The sequence below is a fragment of the Schaalia sp. ORNL0103 genome, from assembly GCF_019429565.1.
In the GTDB taxonomy this organism is placed as follows: Bacteria; Actinomycetota; Actinomycetes; order Actinomycetales; family Actinomycetaceae; genus Pauljensenia.
Map to the genome: position 1 here is coordinate 703,084 of NZ_JAHXSA010000001.1, position 19,848 is coordinate 722,931.

The following is a 19,848-nucleotide window of genomic DNA, read 5'->3' on the forward strand; positions in this document are numbered from 1 at the left end:
CGCGGGCAGGGTCCCTTGCTAGATGGGGGTCCGGTATGCTTGACGCATGCAGTCTTTGTCTCACCCCAACGGCCGTACTGCCTCGGTCGATACGTCCGCATCGAATTGGACTGTTGGCGACGTCATGGCCCTCATGGAGTCCTGGTACCCAGCGGCTACGGCCCAGTCCTGGGACCGCGTCGGCCTCATCGTTGGTGATCCTGCCGCGCCCGTGCGGTCAATTCTCCTCGCGCTTGATCCCACCGCGGCTATTGCCGCTCAGGCCGTCGCCGGTCCGTCCGGTGACGGGGAATCCTACGACATGGTGATCACGCACCACCCGCTGCTCCTGCGCGGCGCGTCCTTCCTGCCTGTGACCGACCCGAAGGGTGGCGTCGTCACGACTCTGATCCGCTCCGGTATCGTCCTGTTCAATGCGCACACCAACGCCGATGTCGCCTGCGACGGCGTTGCGACGGCGCTCGCCGATCTGATCGGTCTGCGCGATACCACGCCGCTGGAGCCCTGTGGCACCGACGCCGAGGGACACGAGATCGGCCTGGGGCGTGTCGGCACCGTCGATGAGACCACGCTCGGAGCCTTCGCTGACCACGTCGCATCCGTGCTGCCTGCGGGCCCCTCCGGTCTCTTCGTCGGCGGCGACGAGAACGCCACTGTGCAGCGCGTTGCTGTTCTGGGCGGCGCGGGGGACAGCGCGCTCGAGGCGGCGCGCGCTGCTGGAGTTGACGTGTATCTCACGGCGGACCTGCGCCATCACCCCGCCTCCGAGCACCTCGAGGGCGGCGCCCCCGCGCTGCTGTGCGGATCCCACTGGGCGACAGAGTCCCCGTGGCTCCCCGTCCTCGCACGAAAGCTGCGCGAGTCCGCACGCGCCGCCGATGTGGAACTTCGCGTGGAAGTCTCTACGATTGTCACCGAGCCATGGACCAGCCACCGAGTCACCCAGGGAGAACTAGCGTGAAAGCATCGCACACCGACCAGCTCGAACTTCTCGAGCTCCAGAAGCTCGACCAGAAGGAGTCGGCGCTGCGCCACAAGCGCGATTCTCACCCCGCGCACGCGACGGTTCGCGAGTTTGCCGGCCGCGTCGCTGACCTTCAGCGCGCCGCCATCAGCCAGAGCGCCGTCATTGCGGACACGATGCGTGAGGTGACCCGCATCGAAGATGAGATCGCGAAGGTTTCCGAGCGTCGCAAGCGCCAGCAGAGCCGCATCGACAACAACCAGGTGCCCCTGCGCGACATCTCGGCCATGGAACACGAGATCGCCCAGATGGACCGCCGCCTCGCCAAGCTCGAGGACGATCAGGTGGAGGCCGAGGAACGCGTTGAGGCCGCCCGCGCGGCTCAGGACCAGATGAAGGCCGAGGCCCAGGCCATCGCCGCCGACATCGAGGCCCTTAAGGCTCAGTTCGAGGCCGACGTCGCCGACTCTGACGAAGAGCTGCGCCGCGTCATCGCTGCCCGTCGCGAGCTCGCCGACCGCCTGCCCGCCGCCCTGGTCGAGGAATACGAGGATGCTCGCCGCCGCAACGGCGCTCTCGCCGTCATCGAGGTCCGCGACGGCTACGGAATCGGTGTCGCCGCCGACCTGAGCCCGATGGAGCTCGAGCGCATCCGCCTCACGTCCGCCGACGAACTCTACCTGACCGAAGACACGGCACAGATCGTGGTGCGCACGGCGGCGAACACGCCGCGCTGAGGATCAGGCGCGAACCGCGTAGGCCTCCGCCAGGTAGAAGCCCTGCCTGCTCTTCGTGACCGTCACCCGCACCTGGGTGGCGGTCACGGGGTTTTCCAGGGTGACAATGCGGCGGTAGCCCACGCAGTGCACGCGTGCGATTTCCTGCTCGTTATCGCCGTCGACGCGGGCAGTCACCACGGCCTCGTCGATGCGCTGCCCCTGGGCGATGTCCTCCTCGAGGACGATCGCGCCGACCACGTGCGGTGTGTCAAAGCGCAGGGTAATGGCGTCACCCTCGTCCTCGCGGGATGCCTCGATGCGACGCGAGCGGAAGTCAGCGATTTTCTCGCCCAGGCGGGCCAGGACCTCGACGTCGGCGTCCGCGAGGAGGCCGTCGCGGTTTGGGGGGACGTTCAGGAGGAATGTCGCGTTGCCGCCGACCGAGCCCTTCCAGATCGAGAACAGCTCCTCGACGCTGCGTACCTGGGAGTTTTCGACGTCGTGGTGGAACCAGCCCTTGCGGGTCGAGGTGTTGACCTCGGCGGGGTACCAGGCAAGGGGACCGGAATAGTCTGCCAGCGCCTCGCGCGAGCCCAGATCTTCGTCGCCGGAGGCCACCTGACGGGAAAACTCGCCGTCGTCGGCCTTCTGTGACTTCTCTGCGGTGCGCTCGGCCTCGCGCAGCGGTGCCGGAACGACCGACCACTCGTTGGCTCGCACAGAGCCCGCCTCGTTGCCGCACCAGCGCACATCCGGGCCGCACACCGAGATGACGGCCTCGGGGGCGAGCGCGCGAACCGTGTCGTAGATGCGCTGCCAGTCGTAGACCTGCACCTTGCCGTTGGGGCCCTCGCCGCACGCGCCGTCCAGCCACACGGAGAACACCGGGCCGTAGTGGGTGAGCAGCTCGATGAGCTGGTTGATGTAGAAGTCGTTGTAGGCCTCGCCCTGACCGTAGGTCGGCTCGGTCATGTCCCAGGGGGACAGGTACACGCCGAACTTGAGGCCGTGACGCGCGGCCGCGTCGGACACCTCGCGCACGAGGTCACCGCGCCCGCCTTTCCATGGTGAAGACTCCACCGAGTGCTTCGTGTAGGCCGACGGCCACAGGCAAAAACCGTCGTGGTGCTTGCAGGTCAGGATCACGCCGGTCATGCCGGCGCTGACGAGGGCGCGCATCCACTGATCGACATCGACGCTGCCCGGGTTGAACAGGGCCGGATCCTCGTGGCCCTCGCCCCACTCGCGGTCCGTCATCGTATTCATGCCGAAGTGGATGAACGCGTACATCTCCATTTTCTGCCACTGGAGCTGACGGTGGGTGGGCCGAATATTGGCCAGGTAGTCCTCGTTGATCATGCCTATGGTTTCCGTTTGATGGCCGATGCGTTGGCCGGTCCTGCACCTTGCAGGTTCCGGAAAAAGGATAGCCTACCGCTCAGTGCGTGACCAACGTGACTGTGCGTGTCGATCCGCCCTTTTTCGTCTGCTTTTCGGGGCCATATTCCACGTCAGTCACGCGGTGTTCGTGTCCCTTCGCATCCCCCAGTGACAGTGAGTACGCGGCCTCCTCTACGGCCTTCTCCGCTGCCGAGGTTTCTTCGGCGCGAAAGCCGTCAGAGGCGAGTAGGAGGCCGGTGATGGCGCCGCGCCATCGCTTCGCGTCGTGGGAGATGACCGAGCGTTTGCCGTCTGCCTCGCGCTCGACGCGCAGCTCCCAGACGCGCGCCCACGGTGCTTTGCATGCGGCGCGATAGGGTCCGGATCGGCCGTCGACGATGATGCGCTCCGATGCCTCGGGGGACAGAGCCTCGTCGAGTCGGGGTTCCCACCAGGTCGACAGGACACCGAGGTCGGGCAGGGACACGCCCATCGCAAGGCGGTGGTCCGGAATGACGTCGTTGGGGGAGAGGACGCCAAAGAGCCCGGAGAAGATCGACACGTGCTCCGCGCCTGCGCTCGACCACGCGCCCGGCGCGCACTCCACGATCGCCTCGTACAGTACCCCGGTAAACAGGGACGAGGCCGGGGCACAGGGGGCGGAATCGAGCGCGGTGTTGACGGAGAGGTCGATCCTGGCGCCGACCTTCAGGACGGCTGCCGCTTCGGGGCCGTCCCCGAGAGCCGCGAGCGAGTCGCACACGGTGCGGCGGCTCGTTGCGAGGCTCGGGCGGGACAGTGCGTGGACATCGAGAGACGGGCCCTGCACAGGCGCGTTCTTTCCCTCCGACGGGGGCAACCAGATCAGCATGGTGTCCACCCTATCGCGGGGGCTCGACCATGCGCGCTATGATCGATGCGGATCTGCCGGCTGGGCGGCCGCGCGCGGAAACGCTCGAGGAACGTCCGGGCTCCACAGGGCAGGGTGATGGCTAACAGCCACCCGGGGTAACCCGCGGGACAGTGCCACAGAAAACAAACCACCGGCGCGCATGCGTCGGTAAGGGTGAAAAGGTGAGGTAAGAGCTCACCAGCGGCGCGGGTGACCGCGTCGGCTAGGTAAACCCCACCCGGAGCAAGACCGAGCAGCAGGCAGGGCGGCCCGTCCGACGCCTGCGGGTAGGTTGCTGGAGGCCGTTGGCAACGGCGGTCCTAGATAGATGGTCGCCACCGCACGACCGGTAACGGCGTGCGTGACAGAACCCGGCGTATAGGCCGACAGATGCCAGAAGGACCCCGACGCGCGTCGGGGTCCTTCTGCGTGCTCGGGAGCCTGCGATCAGGCGCTGTGCTGCGCCGCGTAGTAGGCGGCGCCGACGATGCCTGCGGTGTTGAGCAGCTTCGCGGGGATCATCGGCGTCTTCAGATCCAGGAGCGGCATGAACTTCTCGTGGTTTTCCGACACGCCGCCGCCGACCACGAAGAGGTCGGGGTTCAGTAGGAACTCGACGTGGCTGTAGTAGCGCTGGAGGCGCTGTGCCCACTGCTCCCAGTCGAGGCCCTGGAGGGTCTTCTGGCCCGAGGAGGCGTTCTTCTCCGCGTCGGTGCCGTCGATCTCGAGGTGGCCGAGCTCGGTGTTGGTGAGGAGAGTGCCGTTGACGATGATCGCCGAGCCGATTCCGGTGCCCTGGGTCGTAAACACAATGACGCCGTCGCGGCCCTTGGCTGCGCCGTAGGCGACCTCGGCGATGCCCGCGGCGTCCGCGTCGTTCAGTGCGACGACGGAGCGGCCCAGGTAGCGCTCCATGAGCTCGTCGACGTCGATGTTGACCCACGACTGGTCGAGGTTCGCCATGTAGGGAATGACGCCGTCAAAGACGGGGGCGGGGAAGGTCACGCCGATCGGAACGCCGATCTTGACGTCAAGCTGGTCGATGACCTCGCGGCACACCGCAGCGACGGCGTCGGGCGTCGCGGGGTCTGGGGTGGGGATTCGAACCTGATTGCCGATGTACTCACCGGTTTCCAGATCAACGAGCGCGCCCTTGACGCCCGATCCGCCGATATCGATGCCGCATGCGACGTGAGCCATGACCCCTCCTCGGGTAATGAAATCCTGTTGTCCGCGGGCCCCTGAAGCCCGTCGTAACTGAATTGTATGGGATGTCACGATGAATAGCGAAGCCCGCCTCAGACTGTGAGAGTCAAAGGCGGGCCTCGAAGAATTTGTGTCACGGAAGGGTGAGAATTTCAGCTCCGTCCTCGGTGACGACGATCGTGTGCTCGAACTGGGCCGTGCGGGAACGATCGGCGGTGACGATCGTCCAGTCGTCGTCCCACTGCTCCCACTCGATCGTGCCGAGGGTCAGCATCGGCTCGATAGTGAACACCATGCCGGGTTCCATGACCGTGTCGTAGGCTGGGGCAGCGTCGTAGTGGGGGATGATCAGGCCGGAGTGGAAGGCCTCGCCGACGCCGTGTCCGGTGTAGTCGCGCACCACGCCGTAGTCGAAGCGCTTCGCGTAGGCCTCGATGACGCGACCGATCACGTTGATTTCGCGGCCTGGGCCGACGGCCTTGATGCCGCGCATCATCGCGTTTTTCGTGCGCTCGATGAGCAGGTGCGACTCCTCGTCGACAGTGCCCACCTCGAACATTGCGCACGTGTCGCCGTGCACGCCGTCCTTGTAGGCGGTGATGTCGATGTTGATGATGTCGCCATCTTCGAGCGGACGGTCGTCCGGAATGCCGTGGCAGATGACCTCATTGATGGAGGTGCAGATGGACTTGGGGAAGCCCATGTAGCCCAGGCACGAAGGGTAGGCGTCGTGCGCGATGAGGAACTCGTGGCCGATGCGGTCGAGTTCCTCGGTGGTGACGCCAGGTGCGATCGCCGCGCCGACGGCCTCGATGGCCCCAGCGGCGATACGACCGGCCTCGCGGATCTTCGCGATGGTCTCGGGGCTCTTGATCTCCGAGGCGGTGACGCGCTCGGGGCCGTCGTGGAACATGTATTCAGGGCGCTCGATGTGCTCGGGCACGGCGCGCATTGGTGAGACGCGTCCCGGCTTCAAAGTGCCCAGAGGGGCGCGGCGAGCGAGTGCGGATGCTTCCATGGGGTGTTCCTCCTGCGATCGGGTAGCGTCAGTCGTTCTTGTAGTTGTCGGGTCCGGGGAAGGAACGCTCGCGCACAGCCTCCACGTACTCCGATGCAGCCTCGCGCAGGGCTGCTCCGAGCTGGCCGAACTTGCGAACGAACGACGGCGTCCACTCGGAGTAGCCGGCCATATCGGACCAGACGAGCACCTGGCCGTCTGTGTTCGGACCTGCACCGATACCGATGGTCGGGATGCTCAGGCTCTGGGTCAGTTCGGTGGCAATCGATGCGGGTACCATCTCGAAGACGACGGCGAAGGCGCCGGCTTTCTCGACGGCCTCGGCGTCTCGGCGAAGCGTATCGGCGCCGGCTCCACGCCCTTGCATGCGGGGGCCACCCAGGGTGTTTTCGGACTGGGGTGTGTAGCCCAGGTGTGCGCACACGGGGATGCCAGCCGAGACGAGGCCCGCAATGATATGGGCGCGGCTCTCACCACCCTCGAGTTTCACTGCGTGTGCCCCGGCCTTCATCAGGCGAGTAGCGGAGGCAAAAGCATGCTCAAGCGTGTCCTCGTACGTGCCAAAAGGCAGATCCGCCACGATCATGGCGCGCGAAGTCGAACGAGCAACGGCGGCGGTGGCGCGCTCCATGTCCTCCAGAGTGACGGGCAGCGTCGAGCTGTGGCCAAGAATCACGTTGCCGAGCGAATCGCCGACGAGCAGCATGTCCACGCCCGCGGCCTCGAGAATGGGTGCGGTGAGAGCGTCGTAGGCGGTGAGCATCGTGAGAGGAATGCCCTCGGCCTTGGCACGCGCGATGTGCTGGATGCGCACGCGCTGAGCGGAAAACAGGGTTGGCGTCTGCGACGAGGCCGGGGCCACGCCCTCCGGTTGCGTAATGTGGGACACGGATATCCTTCGGTGAGCTAATGGAGCGCGAGAGCGCATTCACGTCTTACAGGGTAGCGCGCGCGTGGATCTGGTGAGCTGTGAGGATAGGCGAACGGGTAGGATGGTGGGCGGTGCGCGTGATGCGCGCAGTAATGACCCCAGATGGAAAGAAGAAGGAAGCAGGACATGGCTGGCAATGCCCCTGACCTTGATCCTCTTGACGAGGCAGCCGTCAACGCCGTTCGCGAGGCCGGCCTCGCCGATATTGAAGCCGCGGACTCACTTGACGCTCTGAAAGCCGTCCGAGCCGCGATCCTTGGCGATCAGGCTCCGCTCGTGGCCGCGAATCGCACGATCGGCTCGCTGGAACCCGCGCAGCGCGGTCTCGCTGGTAAGAACCTCGGACAGGCGCGCAAGGCGTTGACCGAAGCGCTCGAGGAGCGCAAAGCCGTTCTCGCTGCTGAGCATGAGGCTCGTATGCTGGTCGAGGAGTCCGTCGACGTGACGCTGCCGACCACGCGTCGCCCGGCGGGTGCACGTCATCCCCTTGAGACCCTGATGGAAGAGGTTGCGGACTTCTTCGTGGCGATGGGCTGGGATATCGCCGAGGGGCCGGAGATCGAGCACGAGTGGTTCAACTTCGACTCGCTGAACTTCGACATCGATCACCCCGCTCGCCAGATGCAGGACACGCTCTACATCGACGGCCGTAGCGTCGGCGCCGAGACCGAGGACGGTGCTCACCTGGTGATGCGCACGCACACCTCTCCGGTCCAGTCGCACGCGATGCTGTCGCGTGGCGTGCCTCTCTATGTGGCTTGCCCGGGCAAGGTGTTCCGCTCCGACGCTCTTGATGCGACGCACACGCCGGTGTTCCACCAGGTGGAGGGCCTCGCCGTCGATAAGGGCCTGACAATGGCTCATCTGAAGGGCGTCCTCGACCACTTCGCCAAGGCCATGTTCGGTCCTGAGGCGAAGACCCGTCTGCGTCCCTCGTACTTCCCGTTCACGGAGCCCAGCGCCGAGATGGATCTGTGGTTCCCGCAGAAGAAGGGCGGCCCCGGCTGGATCGAATGGGGCGGCTGCGGCATGGTCAACCCGAACGTGCTGCGCGCTAACGGCGTCGACCCCGAGGTTTACTCGGGCTTCGCGTTCGGCATGGGTATCGAGCGCACGCTGATGCTGCGTCACGGCATCGCCGACATGCATGACATCGTTGAGGGAGATGTTCGCTTCTCCCAGCAGTTCGGAGTGAATGGAAGGGGTAACTGACATGCCTATGGTTCCGCTGAGCTGGCTGTCCGACCACGTTGACGTCCCCGAGGGGACGGATGCGCAGGCACTTGCCGCCGCCCTCGTGAAGGTCGGCCTGGAAGAAGAAGAGATTCACCCCGCGCGTGTGACCGGCCCGCTCGTCGTGGGTCGTGTCCTGACCCGCGTGGAAGAGACCGCATCGAACGGCAAGATCGTGAACTACTGCCGCGTGGATGTCGGCGAGCACAACGATGCTCCCGGTACCGGCAAGGAGCCCTCGGAGCTGCCGAGCCGTGGCATTATCTGCGGCGCCCACAACTTCGACGTCGACGACCTGGTCGTCGTGTCTTTGCCCGGGGCAATTCTGCCCGGAGACTTCCAGATCGCCGCGCGCAAGACCTACGGTCATGTCTCTGACGGCATGATCTGTTCCGCGCGCGAACTCGGACTGGGGGAGGACCACGACGGTATCATCGTGCTGCCGAAGTACTTCCCTGACCGCGAGATTCCTGCGGTTGGAACTGACATCGTGACGTGGCTTGGCTTGGGTGAAGAGGTCCTCGAGATCAACGTGACCCCGGACCGCGGCTACTGCTTCTCGATGCGCGGCATTGCTCGCGAGTACTCACACTCGACGGGTGCCGCGTTCCGCGACCCCGGCCTGCCCGGCGTGATCGCGGCTGAGCCGCCTGCTGCGAACGCCGACGGTTTCCCGGTCGTGTTCTCCGACGACGCGCCGATCCGTGGCCGCGTTGGTGTGGACCGTTTCGTTGCTCGCGTCGTGCGCGGCACGAACCCCAACGCTGCGACTCCGCGCTGGATGGTCGAGCGTCTCGAGGCCGCGGGCATGCGATCGCTGTCTTTGGCCGTCGACATTACTAACTACGTCATGCTTGACCTCGGTCAGCCGATGCACGCCTACGACCTGGGCGACTTGGCCGCCCCGATCGTCGTGCGCCGTGCCCGCGCGGGCGAGACGCTGGTGACCCTGGACGAGGAAAAGCGCGAGCTCGACCCGCAGGATCTGCTGATCACCGACTCGCCCGAGGGAGAGGGTTCGCGCATTATCGGCATCGCCGGTGTCATGGGTGGTGCCTACTCCGAGGTTGGCGAAGGCACGACTGACGTGCTGTTCGAGGCTGCACACTTCGATTCGGTGTCCGTCGCCCGCAGCTCGCGCCGACACAAGCTGCACTCGGAGGCCGCGAAGCGTTTCGAGCGCGGCACGGACCCGCAGCTTCCCGCGGTTGCTGCCCAGCGTGCGGTCGAGCTTCTCCTCGAATACGGCGGAGGCACCGTCGATGCCGGCGTCACCGACGTGGATCAGCGCGGCGAGGCCGTTGTTATCTCGCTGCCCGTCGGCGAGGTTGAGCGCCTGACCGGCGTTGCCCACACCCCCGAGCACATCGCCGAGCTGCTGCGCACGGTCGGCTGCGTCGTCGAAGGCCCCGATAATGGCGCGTTCACGGTGACGGCTCCCTCGTGGCGTCCCGATCTTACGCTGCCAGCCGACCTGGTCGAGGAAGTCGCGCGCCTTGACGGCTACGACAACATTCCCGTGGTCATGCCGACCGCACCGGCAGGCCACGGCCTGACGACCGCGCAGAAGGCTCGTCGTCTGGCCGCTGCTGCGCTGGCCGATGGCGGATTGGTCGAGGTCGAGTCCTACCCGTTTGTGTCCGACACCTGGGATCGTCAGGGCATTCCCGCCGACGATCCGCGTCGCGAGGCCCTGCGCCTGCGCAACCCGATGGCGGATGACGCCCCCTGGCTGCGCACTACGGTGCTCGATACCCTTCTCGACGTCGCCGGCCGTAACGTGTCGCGCTCCAACGCAGACGTCGCAATCTTCGAGGTCGCCAAGGTTGCCCGTCCCGCGGGTACCGTGCCGGCGGATCTGCCCAGCGCCGAGGAACGTCCCTCCGACGAGGTAATCGCGGCGCTTGAAGCTGGTATTCCTGCGCAGCCCTGGCATATTGGCGGTGTCCTGACCGGCCAGGCTGTTCCGGCCGGTGTCCTGGCGAACACCCGCGCTTACGACTGGGCCGACGCCCTCGAGTATGTGCGTCGCGTGGCGTCGGGTCTCGGCGTTCGCGTTGAAGTGACCCGTGCCTGGGTGGATGAGGTGCCCGCGCACAAGGGTGCCCCGATGCCTGCTCCGGCGACGGATCCCGCTGCGGTTGCACCGTTCCACCCCGGCCGCGTCGCGCGCGTCTTCGTGCGCGCTGGCCGTGACCTCGTCGATGTCGCTCTTGCTGGCGAGCTGTCGCCCGCTGCGTGCCGCGCTTTCGGCCTGCCGGCCCGTGCGTGCGCATTCGAGATCGACATGGATGCGCTGATCTCTCAGATGAGCGAGGCTCCCATCCAGGTCAAGGGTGTCTCGACGTTCCCGCTGGCCAAGGAAGACATTGCTCTCGTCGTGCCCTCCGATATCCCCGCGTCGCGCGTCGAGCAGATCGTGCGCCAGGGGGCCGGCCAGCTTGCCGAGTCCGTGACGCTTTTCGACATCTATGAGGGCGATCAGGTACCCGAGGGCTACCGCTCTCTCGCCTTTGCGCTGCGCCTGCGCGCGGCCGACCACACGCTGACTGCGAAGGAATCCTCGCAGGTACGCGAGCAGGTCGTCGCGAAGGCAGCCAAGGTGCTGGGGGCGTCGTTGCGCGCATAAGGTCCACGAAGCGACAGACCGGTCGAATCGGCGGTGTGGCACCCCACTCATTTGGGGCGTTGTGCCCATCGATTCGACCGGTCTTCGCTTTACGATGGATACATGCACATCCTTGTTACTGCATCATCAAAGCACGGGGCGACAGATGAGGTCGCCGACGCCATCGCGAAGCGTCTCGAAGCGGCGGGTTTTACCGTCGATCGTGTCGCGCCTGCTGACGTGACCACGGTTGAAGCCTACGACGCCGTGGTTGTCGGCTCTGCCGTCTACATTCTTCAGTGGATGCCTGAGGCTCACGACTTCATGGAACGCTTCAAGGATGATCTGCGTGACAAGCCGGTGTGGGCTTTCTCGGTCGGCATGAATGGTGTGCCGAAGCACTCGGAGCAGGATGGCAATCGTGTCGGTCCGCTCCTCACCCACGTGAACTGCCGTGAGCTGCGTACCTTCCCGGGCCGTTACAAGCCTGCTCTCCTGTCGCTGCGCGAGCGCTCGGTTGCGCGCCTCGCCGGTGTCGTTGAGGGCGACTTCCGTGACTGGGACGCAATCAACGCATGGGCGGACGGTATCGCGGCAGAGCTGGGCGCCTGAGAACGTTGATGGCAAGCGGGTGAGGGACATCCCTCGCCCGCTTGCTTATTTATATGCATGAGTGTGTATAATCATGCATATGAGTGCAACACCCGCATTTCCGAGCACCAAGAGTGCGCGTCATGAGATGATTCGTGATCTTCTGGCGTCCGAGTCGATCGGTAGCCAGGAGGGACTGCGCGCTCGCCTGGCCGAGCGGGGCATTGACGTCACCCAGACGACCCTCTCTCGCGATCTGATGGACCTGCGTGCGACGAAAATCCGTGACGCGTCCGGTGCGCTCATCTATACGGTGCCGGACCACGACGGCGGTCTTACCCACGACGCTGAAGCCGCGAACGTCCGTCTGGCGCGCTGGTGCCAGCTGCTCCTTGTCACCTCCGTGAAGGTGGGAAACCAGCTCGTCCTGCGTACCCAGGTGGGTGCAGCCAACCTGCTTGCGTCGTCGATCGACGCAGTGAGGCGCGACGAGATCGCAGGAACAATCGCTGGCGACGACACAATCCTCGTGATCTGCCGCAGCGAAGAAGGCGCGGCCGACGTCGAACGCTCGTTGCTGGCCCTAGCCGAACCTGGCGCGCTCCCCGAAAACTAGCCCCGGCCTCGTTCTTACTGACGCCCCGGGCACTACGAACCCAACAATTGGAAGGAACCCACATGTCGAGCAAAGATCGCGTCGTCCTGGCGTATTCAGGCGGCCTGGACACCTCTGTCGCCATCGGATGGATCGGCGAGCAGACTGGCCGCGAGGTCGTCGCCGTTGCCGTTGACGTCGGCCAGGGCGGAGAAGACCTTGAGGTCATTCGCCAGCGCGCCCTCGACTGTGGCGCCGTGGAAGCGTACGTGGCAGACGCCCGCGACGAGTTCGCAGAAGAGTACTGCATGCCCGCGCTCAAGGCCAACGCTCTGTACGAAGGCAAGTACCCCCTCGTGTCGGCACTGTCGCGTCCCGTCATCACCAAGCACCTGGTGAAGGCGGCTCGCGAGTTTGGCGCGACGACCGTCGCCCACGGCTGCACGGGCAAGGGCAACGATCAGGTCCGTTTCGAGGTCTCGATTACCTCGATGGCGCCCGACATGGACTGCATTTCCCCGGTCCGCGATCTGGCGCTGACGCGTGACGTCGCCATCGACTACGCCGAAAAGCACAACCTGCCGATTGAGACCACGAAGCACAATCCCTTCTCGATCGACCAGAACGTGTGGGGCCGCGCCATTGAGACCGGCTTCCTTGAAGACCTCTGGAATGCTCCGACCAAGGACGTCTACAACTACACCGACGATCCGACCTACCCGCCGCTGCCTGACGAGGTCGTCATCACCTTCGATAAGGGCATTCCCGTCGCCATCGACGGCCGTCCTGTGACGCCGCTCGAGGCCATTCAGGAAATGAACCGCCGTGCGGGTGCCCAGGGTATCGGCCGGATCGACATGGTTGAGGATCGTCTCGTTGGCATCAAGTCCCGTGAAATCTACGAGGCCCCCGGCGCCGTCGCGCTCATCGAGGCACACCAGGCTCTCGAGTCGGTGACGCTGGAACGCATGCAGCGCCGCTACAAGCGCCAGCTGGAGCAGACCTGGGGAGAACTCGTGTACGAGGCGCAGTGGTACTCGCCGCTCAAGAAGTCGATGGATGCGTTCATCGAACATACCCAGCAGTACGTCTCCGGCGATATCCGCATGGTGCTGCACGGTGGACGTGCGACCGTGAACGGTCGCCGCTCGGAGTCCTCGTTGTACGACTTCAACCTTGCGACCTACGAGACCGGCGATACCTTCGATCAGTCCTCGTCGCGCGGCTTTATCGACATCTACGGCCTGCAGTCGAAGCTCGCAGCGGCCCGCGATGTGCGTTTCGGCGTGAACATGGGTTACTGAACGCTTGGTTGAGGGCGTTCTCACAGAGAATGTCTCAGTTGGGTTTCAAGAGGCGGGAGTGGCGAGAAGGCCGCTCCCGCCTCGCTTACTGTTTCGTGTATGACGTATGAGGCGAGCGCTGTGAGCGATGCCGTGGGGAGCGATCGTGATGATGCCCTGCGCACGCGCATGATGCGCTACACGGTTGCTGCGATGTTCTTTGTCGGCTTTGCTGGCAAAGGCGTTCGTGGCATCTTTGGGGACATTGGCTCGCTTGTTCCGATGCTGATCCTGCTTGTGTCGTTCGTGGTGCTCTTCCGTACCTCCGGGCGCTCGCTGTCGCTGCGTCGCTTTCCAACCACGACATGCCTCTTCGTTGCCTGGTGCGCCCTGTCGTGCGCGTGGTCCGTTTCTCCCGTTGCGAGCGCGCAGTACGCCGTCTTGTCGGTAGCCCTGACGTTGGTGTCGATAGCCGTGGCAGTCGCGCTCCCGCTGACGGAGCTCGTGGGCGCGCTCATCCTTGCTTTCCAGTGGATCATCGGCTCGTCGTTCGTGCTTGAAGCCCTCGTTGCGTTCTTTGGTCACGGCCCGCTCGCCCCTCCCATCATGTGGGGGAGAGGCCTGCTTCCTGCCTCTTACTACTGGGTGGATGGACACCTGCTTCAAGGAGGTCCGATTCAGGGCTTCCCGGGCAACAGAAATCCTCTTGCTTTTGTCGCGCTCTTGCTGGCCGTGTGCCTGATTCTCCGATATATGCAGACACGTGCGGCGCGCCTGTCGACGGTGCTCTGGCTGGCGGCATGTGGCGTCGTTATGTTGTTGACCCAGTCCGCGACGGTTGCTCTGTCGACGGTCGGCTGCCTGGTTGTCATCGCTGGCCTGGTCGTCCAGCGCCGCGTTCCGGTGCACCTGCGTCTACGCGTCGTCGGCATGTTCGCAGGCATCGGCGTTCTTACCGCGATCGCAGCGTTCTTCTGCCGCCACATGATCGCCGATGCTTTCGGTCGCAGCCCCGACATGAGCGGGCGTTCCGTCATCTGGCATGCGGTGGCGCCGCTCGTCTGGCAGCGTCCGATCGGCGGGTGGGGCTGGTTCATTGGTTGGCCCACGGAGATGGAACCTTTCGCCTCTCTCGTCATCCGGCCAGATGGGACGCCGACTAACCAAGCGCACAACGTGTACGTCGAGGCAGCGCTCACGACCGGCTTTGTGGGCGCAGCCATGATCGCCGTCGCCATCGTTTGGACGCTCTACCGCGTCGTGAAAGTCGCGGTTGCCCACATCGACGACAACCTGTGGGACGTCATTCCTGCGGTCATCATCATCGCGATGTTCATTCAGTCGTTTACTGAGTCGCGCCTGCTCTTCGAGGGCAACTGGATGCTCTTCGTCATGATTGCGACGTGGGTGAAGGTGCGAGGCGAGGTTCCCGTGGTCTGGCCGTCGGCGGCTCGCCAACATCTCGAATATTCTTAAGACATACGAACGTCATCGTCGTCACCGACCCAGGAGGAAACTCATGTCGAAGTCCGAAACGCACGTCTCGCTGTGGGGTGGCCGTTTCTCTGGAGGGCCTTCTCAGGCGCTGGCTGCACTGAGCGTTTCGACGCACTTCGACTTCCGCCTGGCGCACGTGGACATTGCGGGCTCGCATGCGCACGCTGATGAGCTGCATCGCGTCGGACTGCTGAGCGACCTGGAGTGCGCCGACATGCATGATGCGTTGGCCCGCCTGGACGCCGATGTTGCGTCGGGCGCGTTTGTGCCCGCGCCCGACGACGAAGACGTTCACACCGCGCTTGAGCGTGGCCTCATCGAGCGAGCCGGAGCGACGCTGGGCGGCAAGCTCCGTGCTGGACGCTCCCGCAACGATCAGATTGCCACGCTCATTCGTGTGTACCTGCGCGAGGAGGCCCGTCATCTGGCCGGGCGCGTTCTCGATATCGCCCAGGCTCTCGTCGGGCAGGCCGTGCGCGCCGGCGATGCTGTGATGCCGGGGCGTACGCACATGCAGCACGCGCAGCCCGTTCTCGTTGCGCACCACCTGTTGGCACACGTGTGGCCGCTGCTGCGCGACGTCGCACGCCTGCGTGATTGGGACAAGCGCGCGGCTATCTCTCCGTACGGTTCGGGCGCTCTCGCCGGCAATACGCTGGGCATGGATCCGCGTCGCATCGCGGCTGCGCTCGGCTTCTCAGACTCCGTTGAAAACTCGATCGACGGCACGGCTGCTCGTGATGTGGTTGCTGAGTTCGCTTTCGTGTGCGCACAGATCGGCATTGACATTTCGCGCCTATCTGAAGAGATCGTCATCTGGAATACGAAGGAGTTCGGCTACGTGACGCTCGACGACTCCTACTCCACGGGTTCGTCGATCATGCCTCAGAAGAAGAACCCCGACGTTGCGGAGCTGGCCCGCGGCAAGGCCGGCCGTCTGATCGGTGACCTGACCGGTCTGCTCGCGGTGATCAAGGGCATTCCGCTCGCCTATGACCGTGATCTTCAGGAGGACAAGGAGCCGGTGTTCGACCAGATCGACACCCTCGATGTCCTCTGTCCGGCCGTCGCCGGCATGATCGACACGATGACGATCCATCTCGATCGTCTTCAGGAGTTGGCCCCTCAGGGTTTCTCGCTCGCCACCGATATTGCCGAGTGGCTCGTCAAGCAGGGCGTTCCGTTCCGCGATGCGCACGAGATCTCGGGTGCGTGCGTGCGGCTGGCCGAGGCCAGGGGAGTAGAGCTCGCTGACCTGACCGATGAGGAGCTCGCCCAGGCCTCGTCGGCCCTGACCCCTGAGGTCCGTTCGGTGCTGACCGTCGAAGGCTCAGTCGGTGCTCGCCGTGGGCGTGGTGGCACTGCCCCTGAGCGTGTGCACGAGCAGATCGCCGAGGCCGAAGCGGGCCTCGCCGACGCGCGCGAGTGGGCGGCCACGGCGCTGCGCTAACGACGGTACCCGCAAGCCGATACACTAAGACTGTACTGACCCGTCGAATCCGCAAGGAAGGACAACTTTCGTGACAGACATTCTGGACGAACTGCAGTGGCGTGGGCTGCTTGCGCAGCACACCGACCTCGAGGCGCTCCGCGAGCACCTGAATGCCGGACCTGTCACCTTCTATTGCGGTTATGATCCGACCGCGCCGTCTCTGCACCATGGACACCTGGTTCAGCTGATCGTCATGCGTCACCTGCAGCTCGCCGGTCACCGTCCGCTCGCTCTCGTGGGCGGCGCGACCGGGCAGATCGGCGACCCGCGTCAGAGTGGCGAGCGTCAGCTTCAGTCGACCGAGGTCGTGAAGGGTTGGGCGGATCGCCTGCATTCTCAGATCTCGAAGTTCCTCGACTTCGAGGGACCCGCTGCGGCCACGATGGTGAACAACCTGGACTGGACGCAGGAGATGAGCGCGATCGACCTGCTGCGCACGATCGGCAAGTACTTCCGCGTGGGCACCATGCTCAACAAGGACATCGTTGCCCGCCGTATTGCCTCGGACGAGGGCATCTCCTACACCGAGTTCTCCTACCAGGTCCTGCAGGCCAACGACTTCCTCGAGCTCTACCGCCGTAACGGCTGCACGCTCGAAACCGGCGGCAACGACCAGTGGGGCAACATGGTGGGCGGCGTCGATCTGATCCGTAAGGTCGAGGGCATCGATACCCACGTGATGACCACACCGATTATCACCAAGGCCGACGGAACCAAGTTCGGCAAGTCTGAGGGTGGTGCTATCTGGCTCGACCCCGAGATGATGACCCCCTACGCCTTCTACCAGTTCTGGCTCCAGGTCGCGGACGACGACGTTGTGCGCTTCCTGAAGATCTTCACGTTCAAGTCGCGTGAAGAGATCGAGGCGTTGGCCGTCGAGGTCGCCGAGCGTCCGCACCAGCGAGCCGCGCAGAAGGCCCTGGCCGCTTCCGTCACCGAGCTCGTACACGGCGCCGATCAGCTCCAGCGCGTTCTCGCCGCGACCGACGCCCTGTGGGGCGGAGGCGACATCCGTGACCTCGACGAGGCAACCCTGGCCGCAGCGACCGCAGATCTGCCGCGCGCGTCCCTCACCATCGGCGAGTCGACCGTTGCCGATGCGCTCGTTGCTCTCGGCTTTGAGAAGGGCAAGACCGCGGCACGCCGTACGATCTCCTCCGGCGGTGCCTCCATCAACAACGTCAAGGTTGAGGATCCCGAGGCCGTGCTGAGCGAAGAAGACGTTCTCGCCGGTGGACTGGCTCTCATTCGTAAGGGCCGTAAGAACCTCGCGGTGCTGGAGCTTAGCTGACCTTCCTGGGAGAGAGGGTGTCCGATAACAATCGGGCACCCTCTTTTCGTTGTGTTTGGTGGGTTTGTGGTGTGTGTGGTGGGGGTCACGGTATTTTGGTTTGACTTTGGGTGTGGGGGTGAGTAGATTATTCACCTGTCGCTACGAGCTTGTGAGTGAGTTTGTGGTGGTGGTTCACCGCTCTGGTGGCTGGGTTTGTGGCTTGGTTGTCTGGGGTGTGTGGGTGTTGTTTGTGAACTCGATAGTGTGTTTGTTTGTTTTTTTATGCCTGTTTTTTGTTTTTGAGTGTTTTTGGTTGGGATTGCTGGCTGGCCTTGTTTGGTTGGTTGGTTTTTCTGGGCTTTAACGTTTTTGTTTTTGTTCGGAGAGTTTGATCCTGGCTCAGGACGAACGCTGGCGGCGTGCTTAACACATGCAAGTCGAACGCTGAAGCCCAGCTTGCTGGGTGAATGAGTGGCGAACGGGTGAGTAACACGTGAGTAACCTGCCCCCTTCTTTGGGATAACGCCCGGAAACGGGTGCTAATACTGGATATTCACTGGCCTTCGCATGGGGGTTGGTGGAAAGGTTTTTTCTGGTGGGGGATGGGCTCGCGGCCTATCAGCTTGTTGGTGGGGTGATGGCCTACCAAGGCTTTGACGGGTAGCCGGCCTGAGAGGGTGACCGGTCACATTGGGACTGAGATACGGCCCAGACTCCTACGGGAGGCAGCAGTGGGGAATATTGCACAATGGGCGAAAGCCTGATGCAGCGACGCCGCGTGAGGGATGACGGCCTTCGGGTTGTAAACCTCTTTCGCTCATGGTCAAGCCGCAACAATGGTTGTGGTGAGGGTAGTGGGTAAAGAAGCGCCGGCTAACTACGTGCCAGCAGCCGCGGTAATACGTAGGGCGCGAGCGTTGTCCGGAATTATTGGGCGTAAAGGGCTTGTAGGCGGTTGGTCGCGTCTGCCGTGAAATCCTCTGGCTTAACTGGGGGCGTGCGGTGGGTACGGGCTGACTTGAGTGCGGTAGGGGAGACTGGAACTCCTGGTGTAGCGGTGGAATGCGCAGATATCAGGAAGAACACCGGTGGCGAAGGCGGGTCTCTGGGCCGTTACTGACGCTGAGGAGCGAAAGCGTGGGGAGCGAACAGGATTAGATACCCTGGTAGTCCACGCTGTAAACGTTGGGCACTAGGTGTGGGGGCCACCCGTGGTTTCTGCGCCGTAGCTAACGCTTTAAGTGCCCCGCCTGGGGAGTACGGCCGCAAGGCTAAAACTCAAAGGAATTGACGGGGGCCCGCACAAGCGGCGGAGCATGCGGATTAATTCGATGCAACGCGAAGAACCTTACCAAGGCTTGACATGCACGGCGACACTGCAGAGATGTGGTGGCATTTAGTTGGTCGTGTGCAGGTGGTGCATGGTTGTCGTCAGCTCGTGTCGTGAGATGTTGGGTTAAGTCCCGCAACGAGCGCAACCCTTGCCCTATGTTGCCAGCACGTGATGGTGGGGACTCGTGGGGGACTGCCGGGGTTAACTCGGAGGAAGGTGGGGATGACGTCAAATCATCATGCCCCTTATGTCTTGGGCTTCACGCATGCTACAATGGTTGGTACAGAGGGTTGCGATATCGTGAGGTGGAGCGAATCCCTTAAAGCCAGTCTCAGTTCGGATTGGGGTCTGCAACTCGACCCCATGAAGGTGGAGTCGCTAGTAATCGCAGATCAGCAACGCTGCGGTGAATACGTTCTCGGGCCTTGTACACACCGCCCGTCACGTCACGAAAGTTGGTAACACCCGAAGCCCATGGCCTAACCGTTTTTGCGGGGGGAGTGGTCGAAGGTGGGATTGGCGATTGGGACGAAGTCGTAACAAGGTAGCCGTACCGGAAGGTGCGGCTGGATCACCTCCTTTCTAGGGAGCCCAGTTTGTGGGGAACAAGGCAGCATGGCTGTTTGGGTTGTGTTGTGTTGTTTTCTTGTGCCTGCGCATGTACGCCACCTGATGTGGGTGGTGGGTGTGGGTGCGTGTTTTGGGTTGGGCATAAAAATGTTGTAGCGAGCAGACACACTGTCGGGTTCACGTTCAACACCGTGTGAGCGTCCGCTGCCTGTTGGTGGTGGTTGCCTGCGCAGCCAGCCTGGGGGTTTCTTGGGTGTGGGTGT

Annotated in this window: 15 protein-coding genes, 1 rRNA gene and 1 other RNA gene; 12 read left to right on the forward strand and 5 right to left on the reverse strand. The window is 63.9% G+C overall.

What is annotated here, in order from left to right; all coding sequences use genetic code 11:
• Window positions 1–124 precede the first annotated feature (124 nt).
• Both JJJ16_RS03145 and JJJ16_RS03150 read left to right on the forward strand, forming a co-directional pair.
• Window positions 125–961, forward strand: coding sequence for a Nif3-like dinuclear metal center hexameric protein (locus JJJ16_RS03145; RefSeq protein WP_219751965.1), 837 nt, complete (start codon window positions 125–127; stop codon window positions 959–961).
• Window positions 958–1,701, forward strand: coding sequence for a zinc ribbon domain-containing protein (locus tag JJJ16_RS03150; RefSeq protein WP_219751343.1), 744 nt, complete (start codon window positions 958–960; stop codon window positions 1,699–1,701). Before JJJ16_RS03145 ends, JJJ16_RS03150 begins: the two co-directional genes overlap by 4 nt.
• Window positions 1,702–1,704: 3 nt before the next feature.
• On the opposite strand, the gene JJJ16_RS03155 is transcribed toward JJJ16_RS03150, so the two are convergent.
• Window positions 1,705–3,042 (reverse strand): alpha-L-fucosidase, encoded by a 1,338-nt coding sequence (locus tag JJJ16_RS03155; RefSeq protein ID WP_219751344.1) that lies wholly within the window; start codon window positions 3,040–3,042, stop codon window positions 1,705–1,707.
• A gap of 79 nt (window positions 3,043–3,121) precedes the next feature.
• Window positions 3,122–3,934, reverse strand: coding sequence for a YaaA family protein (locus JJJ16_RS03160; RefSeq protein ID WP_219751345.1), 813 nt, complete (start codon window positions 3,932–3,934; stop codon window positions 3,122–3,124).
• Window positions 3,935–3,986: 52 nt separating this feature from the next.
• Between JJJ16_RS03160 and rnpB the strand changes: the two genes are divergently transcribed.
• An RNA gene (rnpB, locus tag JJJ16_RS03165) (RNase P RNA component class A) lies at window positions 3,987–4,350 on the forward strand.
• A gap of 52 nt (window positions 4,351–4,402) precedes the next feature.
• Here the strand turns inward: rnpB and ppgK are convergent.
• The 3 genes from ppgK to panB form a co-directional block, all read right to left on the reverse strand.
• Window positions 4,403–5,155 carry a polyphosphate--glucose phosphotransferase gene (gene ppgK / locus JJJ16_RS03170; protein WP_219751346.1) on the reverse strand — a complete coding sequence of 251 codons (753 nt, stop codon included), beginning with the start codon at window positions 5,153–5,155 and terminating at the stop codon, window positions 4,403–4,405.
• Between the two features lie 139 nt (window positions 5,156–5,294).
• Window positions 5,295–6,179, reverse strand: coding sequence for a type I methionyl aminopeptidase (map, locus tag JJJ16_RS03175; protein WP_219751347.1), 885 nt, complete (start codon window positions 6,177–6,179; stop codon window positions 5,295–5,297).
• 28 nt (window positions 6,180–6,207) lie between these two features.
• Window positions 6,208–7,068, reverse strand: coding sequence for a 3-methyl-2-oxobutanoate hydroxymethyltransferase (gene panB, locus JJJ16_RS03180; RefSeq protein ID WP_219751348.1), 861 nt, complete (start codon window positions 7,066–7,068; stop codon window positions 6,208–6,210).
• A gap of 168 nt (window positions 7,069–7,236) precedes the next feature.
• Between panB and pheS the strand changes: the two genes are divergently transcribed.
• The 9 genes from pheS to JJJ16_RS03225 all read left to right on the forward strand — a co-directional run bounded on the left by pheS (window position 7,237) and on the right by JJJ16_RS03225 (window position 19,597).
• Window positions 7,237–8,322, forward strand: a complete 1,086-nt coding sequence (pheS, locus tag JJJ16_RS03185) for a phenylalanine--tRNA ligase subunit alpha (protein WP_219751349.1) — start codon at window positions 7,237–7,239, stop codon at window positions 8,320–8,322.
• 1 nt (window position 8,323) lies between these two features.
• A complete protein-coding gene (gene pheT / locus JJJ16_RS03190) occupies window positions 8,324–10,972 on the forward strand; it encodes a phenylalanine--tRNA ligase subunit beta (RefSeq protein ID WP_225904974.1) in 2,649 nt (882 codons plus the stop codon).
• 102 nt (window positions 10,973–11,074) lie between these two features.
• Entirely contained in the window at window positions 11,075–11,563 is a 489-nt protein-coding gene (locus tag JJJ16_RS03195) for a flavodoxin domain-containing protein (protein WP_219751351.1), read from the forward strand.
• 73 nt (window positions 11,564–11,636) lie between these two features.
• Window positions 11,637–12,158 carry an arginine repressor gene (gene argR / locus JJJ16_RS03200; RefSeq protein ID WP_034466489.1) on the forward strand — a complete coding sequence of 174 codons (522 nt, stop codon included), beginning with the start codon at window positions 11,637–11,639 and terminating at the stop codon, window positions 12,156–12,158.
• Between the two features lie 62 nt (window positions 12,159–12,220).
• Entirely contained in the window at window positions 12,221–13,441 is a 1,221-nt protein-coding gene (locus JJJ16_RS03205) for an argininosuccinate synthase (RefSeq protein ID WP_034466491.1), read from the forward strand.
• A 99-nt stretch (window positions 13,442–13,540) separates the two neighbouring features.
• A complete protein-coding gene (locus JJJ16_RS03210) occupies window positions 13,541–14,896 on the forward strand; it encodes an O-antigen ligase family protein (RefSeq protein WP_219751352.1) in 1,356 nt (451 codons plus the stop codon).
• A 43-nt stretch (window positions 14,897–14,939) separates the two neighbouring features.
• On the forward strand, window positions 14,940–16,367 hold the full coding sequence (gene argH, locus JJJ16_RS03215) for an argininosuccinate lyase (protein WP_219751353.1): 1,428 nt from the start codon (window positions 14,940–14,942) through the stop codon (window positions 16,365–16,367).
• Window positions 16,368–16,437: 70 nt separating this feature from the next.
• Window positions 16,438–17,700: a tyrosine--tRNA ligase gene (gene tyrS / locus JJJ16_RS03220; protein WP_219751354.1), complete on the forward strand. Its 1,263-nt coding sequence runs from the start codon at window positions 16,438–16,440 to the stop codon at window positions 17,698–17,700.
• A gap of 358 nt (window positions 17,701–18,058) precedes the next feature.
• Window positions 18,059–19,597: ribosomal RNA gene (locus tag JJJ16_RS03225) — 16S ribosomal RNA — on the forward strand.
• Window positions 19,598–19,848 lie beyond the last annotated feature (251 nt).

Bases quoted from the DNA above. Each gene is read 5' to 3' on its own strand.
- JJJ16_RS03145 (WP_219751965.1), top strand. From the start codon at position 125: ATGGCCCTCATGGAGTCCTGGTACCCAGCGGCTACGGCCCAGTCCTGG.
- JJJ16_RS03155 (WP_219751344.1), bottom strand. From the start codon at position 3,042: ATGATCAACGAGGACTACCTGGCCAATATTCGGCCCACCCACCGTCAG.
- JJJ16_RS03160 (WP_219751345.1), bottom strand. From the start codon at position 3,934: ATGCTGATCTGGTTGCCCCCGTCGGAGGGAAAGAACGCGCCTGTGCAG.
- ppgK (WP_219751346.1), bottom strand. From the start codon at position 5,155: ATGGCTCACGTCGCATGCGGCATCGATATCGGCGGATCGGGCGTCAAG.
- map (WP_219751347.1), bottom strand. From the start codon at position 6,179: ATGGAAGCATCCGCACTCGCTCGCCGCGCCCCTCTGGGCACTTTGAAG.
- pheS (WP_219751349.1), top strand. From the start codon at position 7,237: ATGGCTGGCAATGCCCCTGACCTTGATCCTCTTGACGAGGCAGCCGTC.
- pheT (WP_225904974.1), top strand. From the start codon at position 8,324: ATGCCTATGGTTCCGCTGAGCTGGCTGTCCGACCACGTTGACGTCCCC.
- JJJ16_RS03195 (WP_219751351.1), top strand. From the start codon at position 11,075: ATGCACATCCTTGTTACTGCATCATCAAAGCACGGGGCGACAGATGAG.
- argR (WP_034466489.1), top strand. From the start codon at position 11,637: ATGCATATGAGTGCAACACCCGCATTTCCGAGCACCAAGAGTGCGCGT.
- JJJ16_RS03205 (WP_034466491.1), top strand. From the start codon at position 12,221: ATGTCGAGCAAAGATCGCGTCGTCCTGGCGTATTCAGGCGGCCTGGAC.
- JJJ16_RS03210 (WP_219751352.1), top strand. From the start codon at position 13,541: ATGACGTATGAGGCGAGCGCTGTGAGCGATGCCGTGGGGAGCGATCGT.
- argH (WP_219751353.1), top strand. From the start codon at position 14,940: ATGTCGAAGTCCGAAACGCACGTCTCGCTGTGGGGTGGCCGTTTCTCT.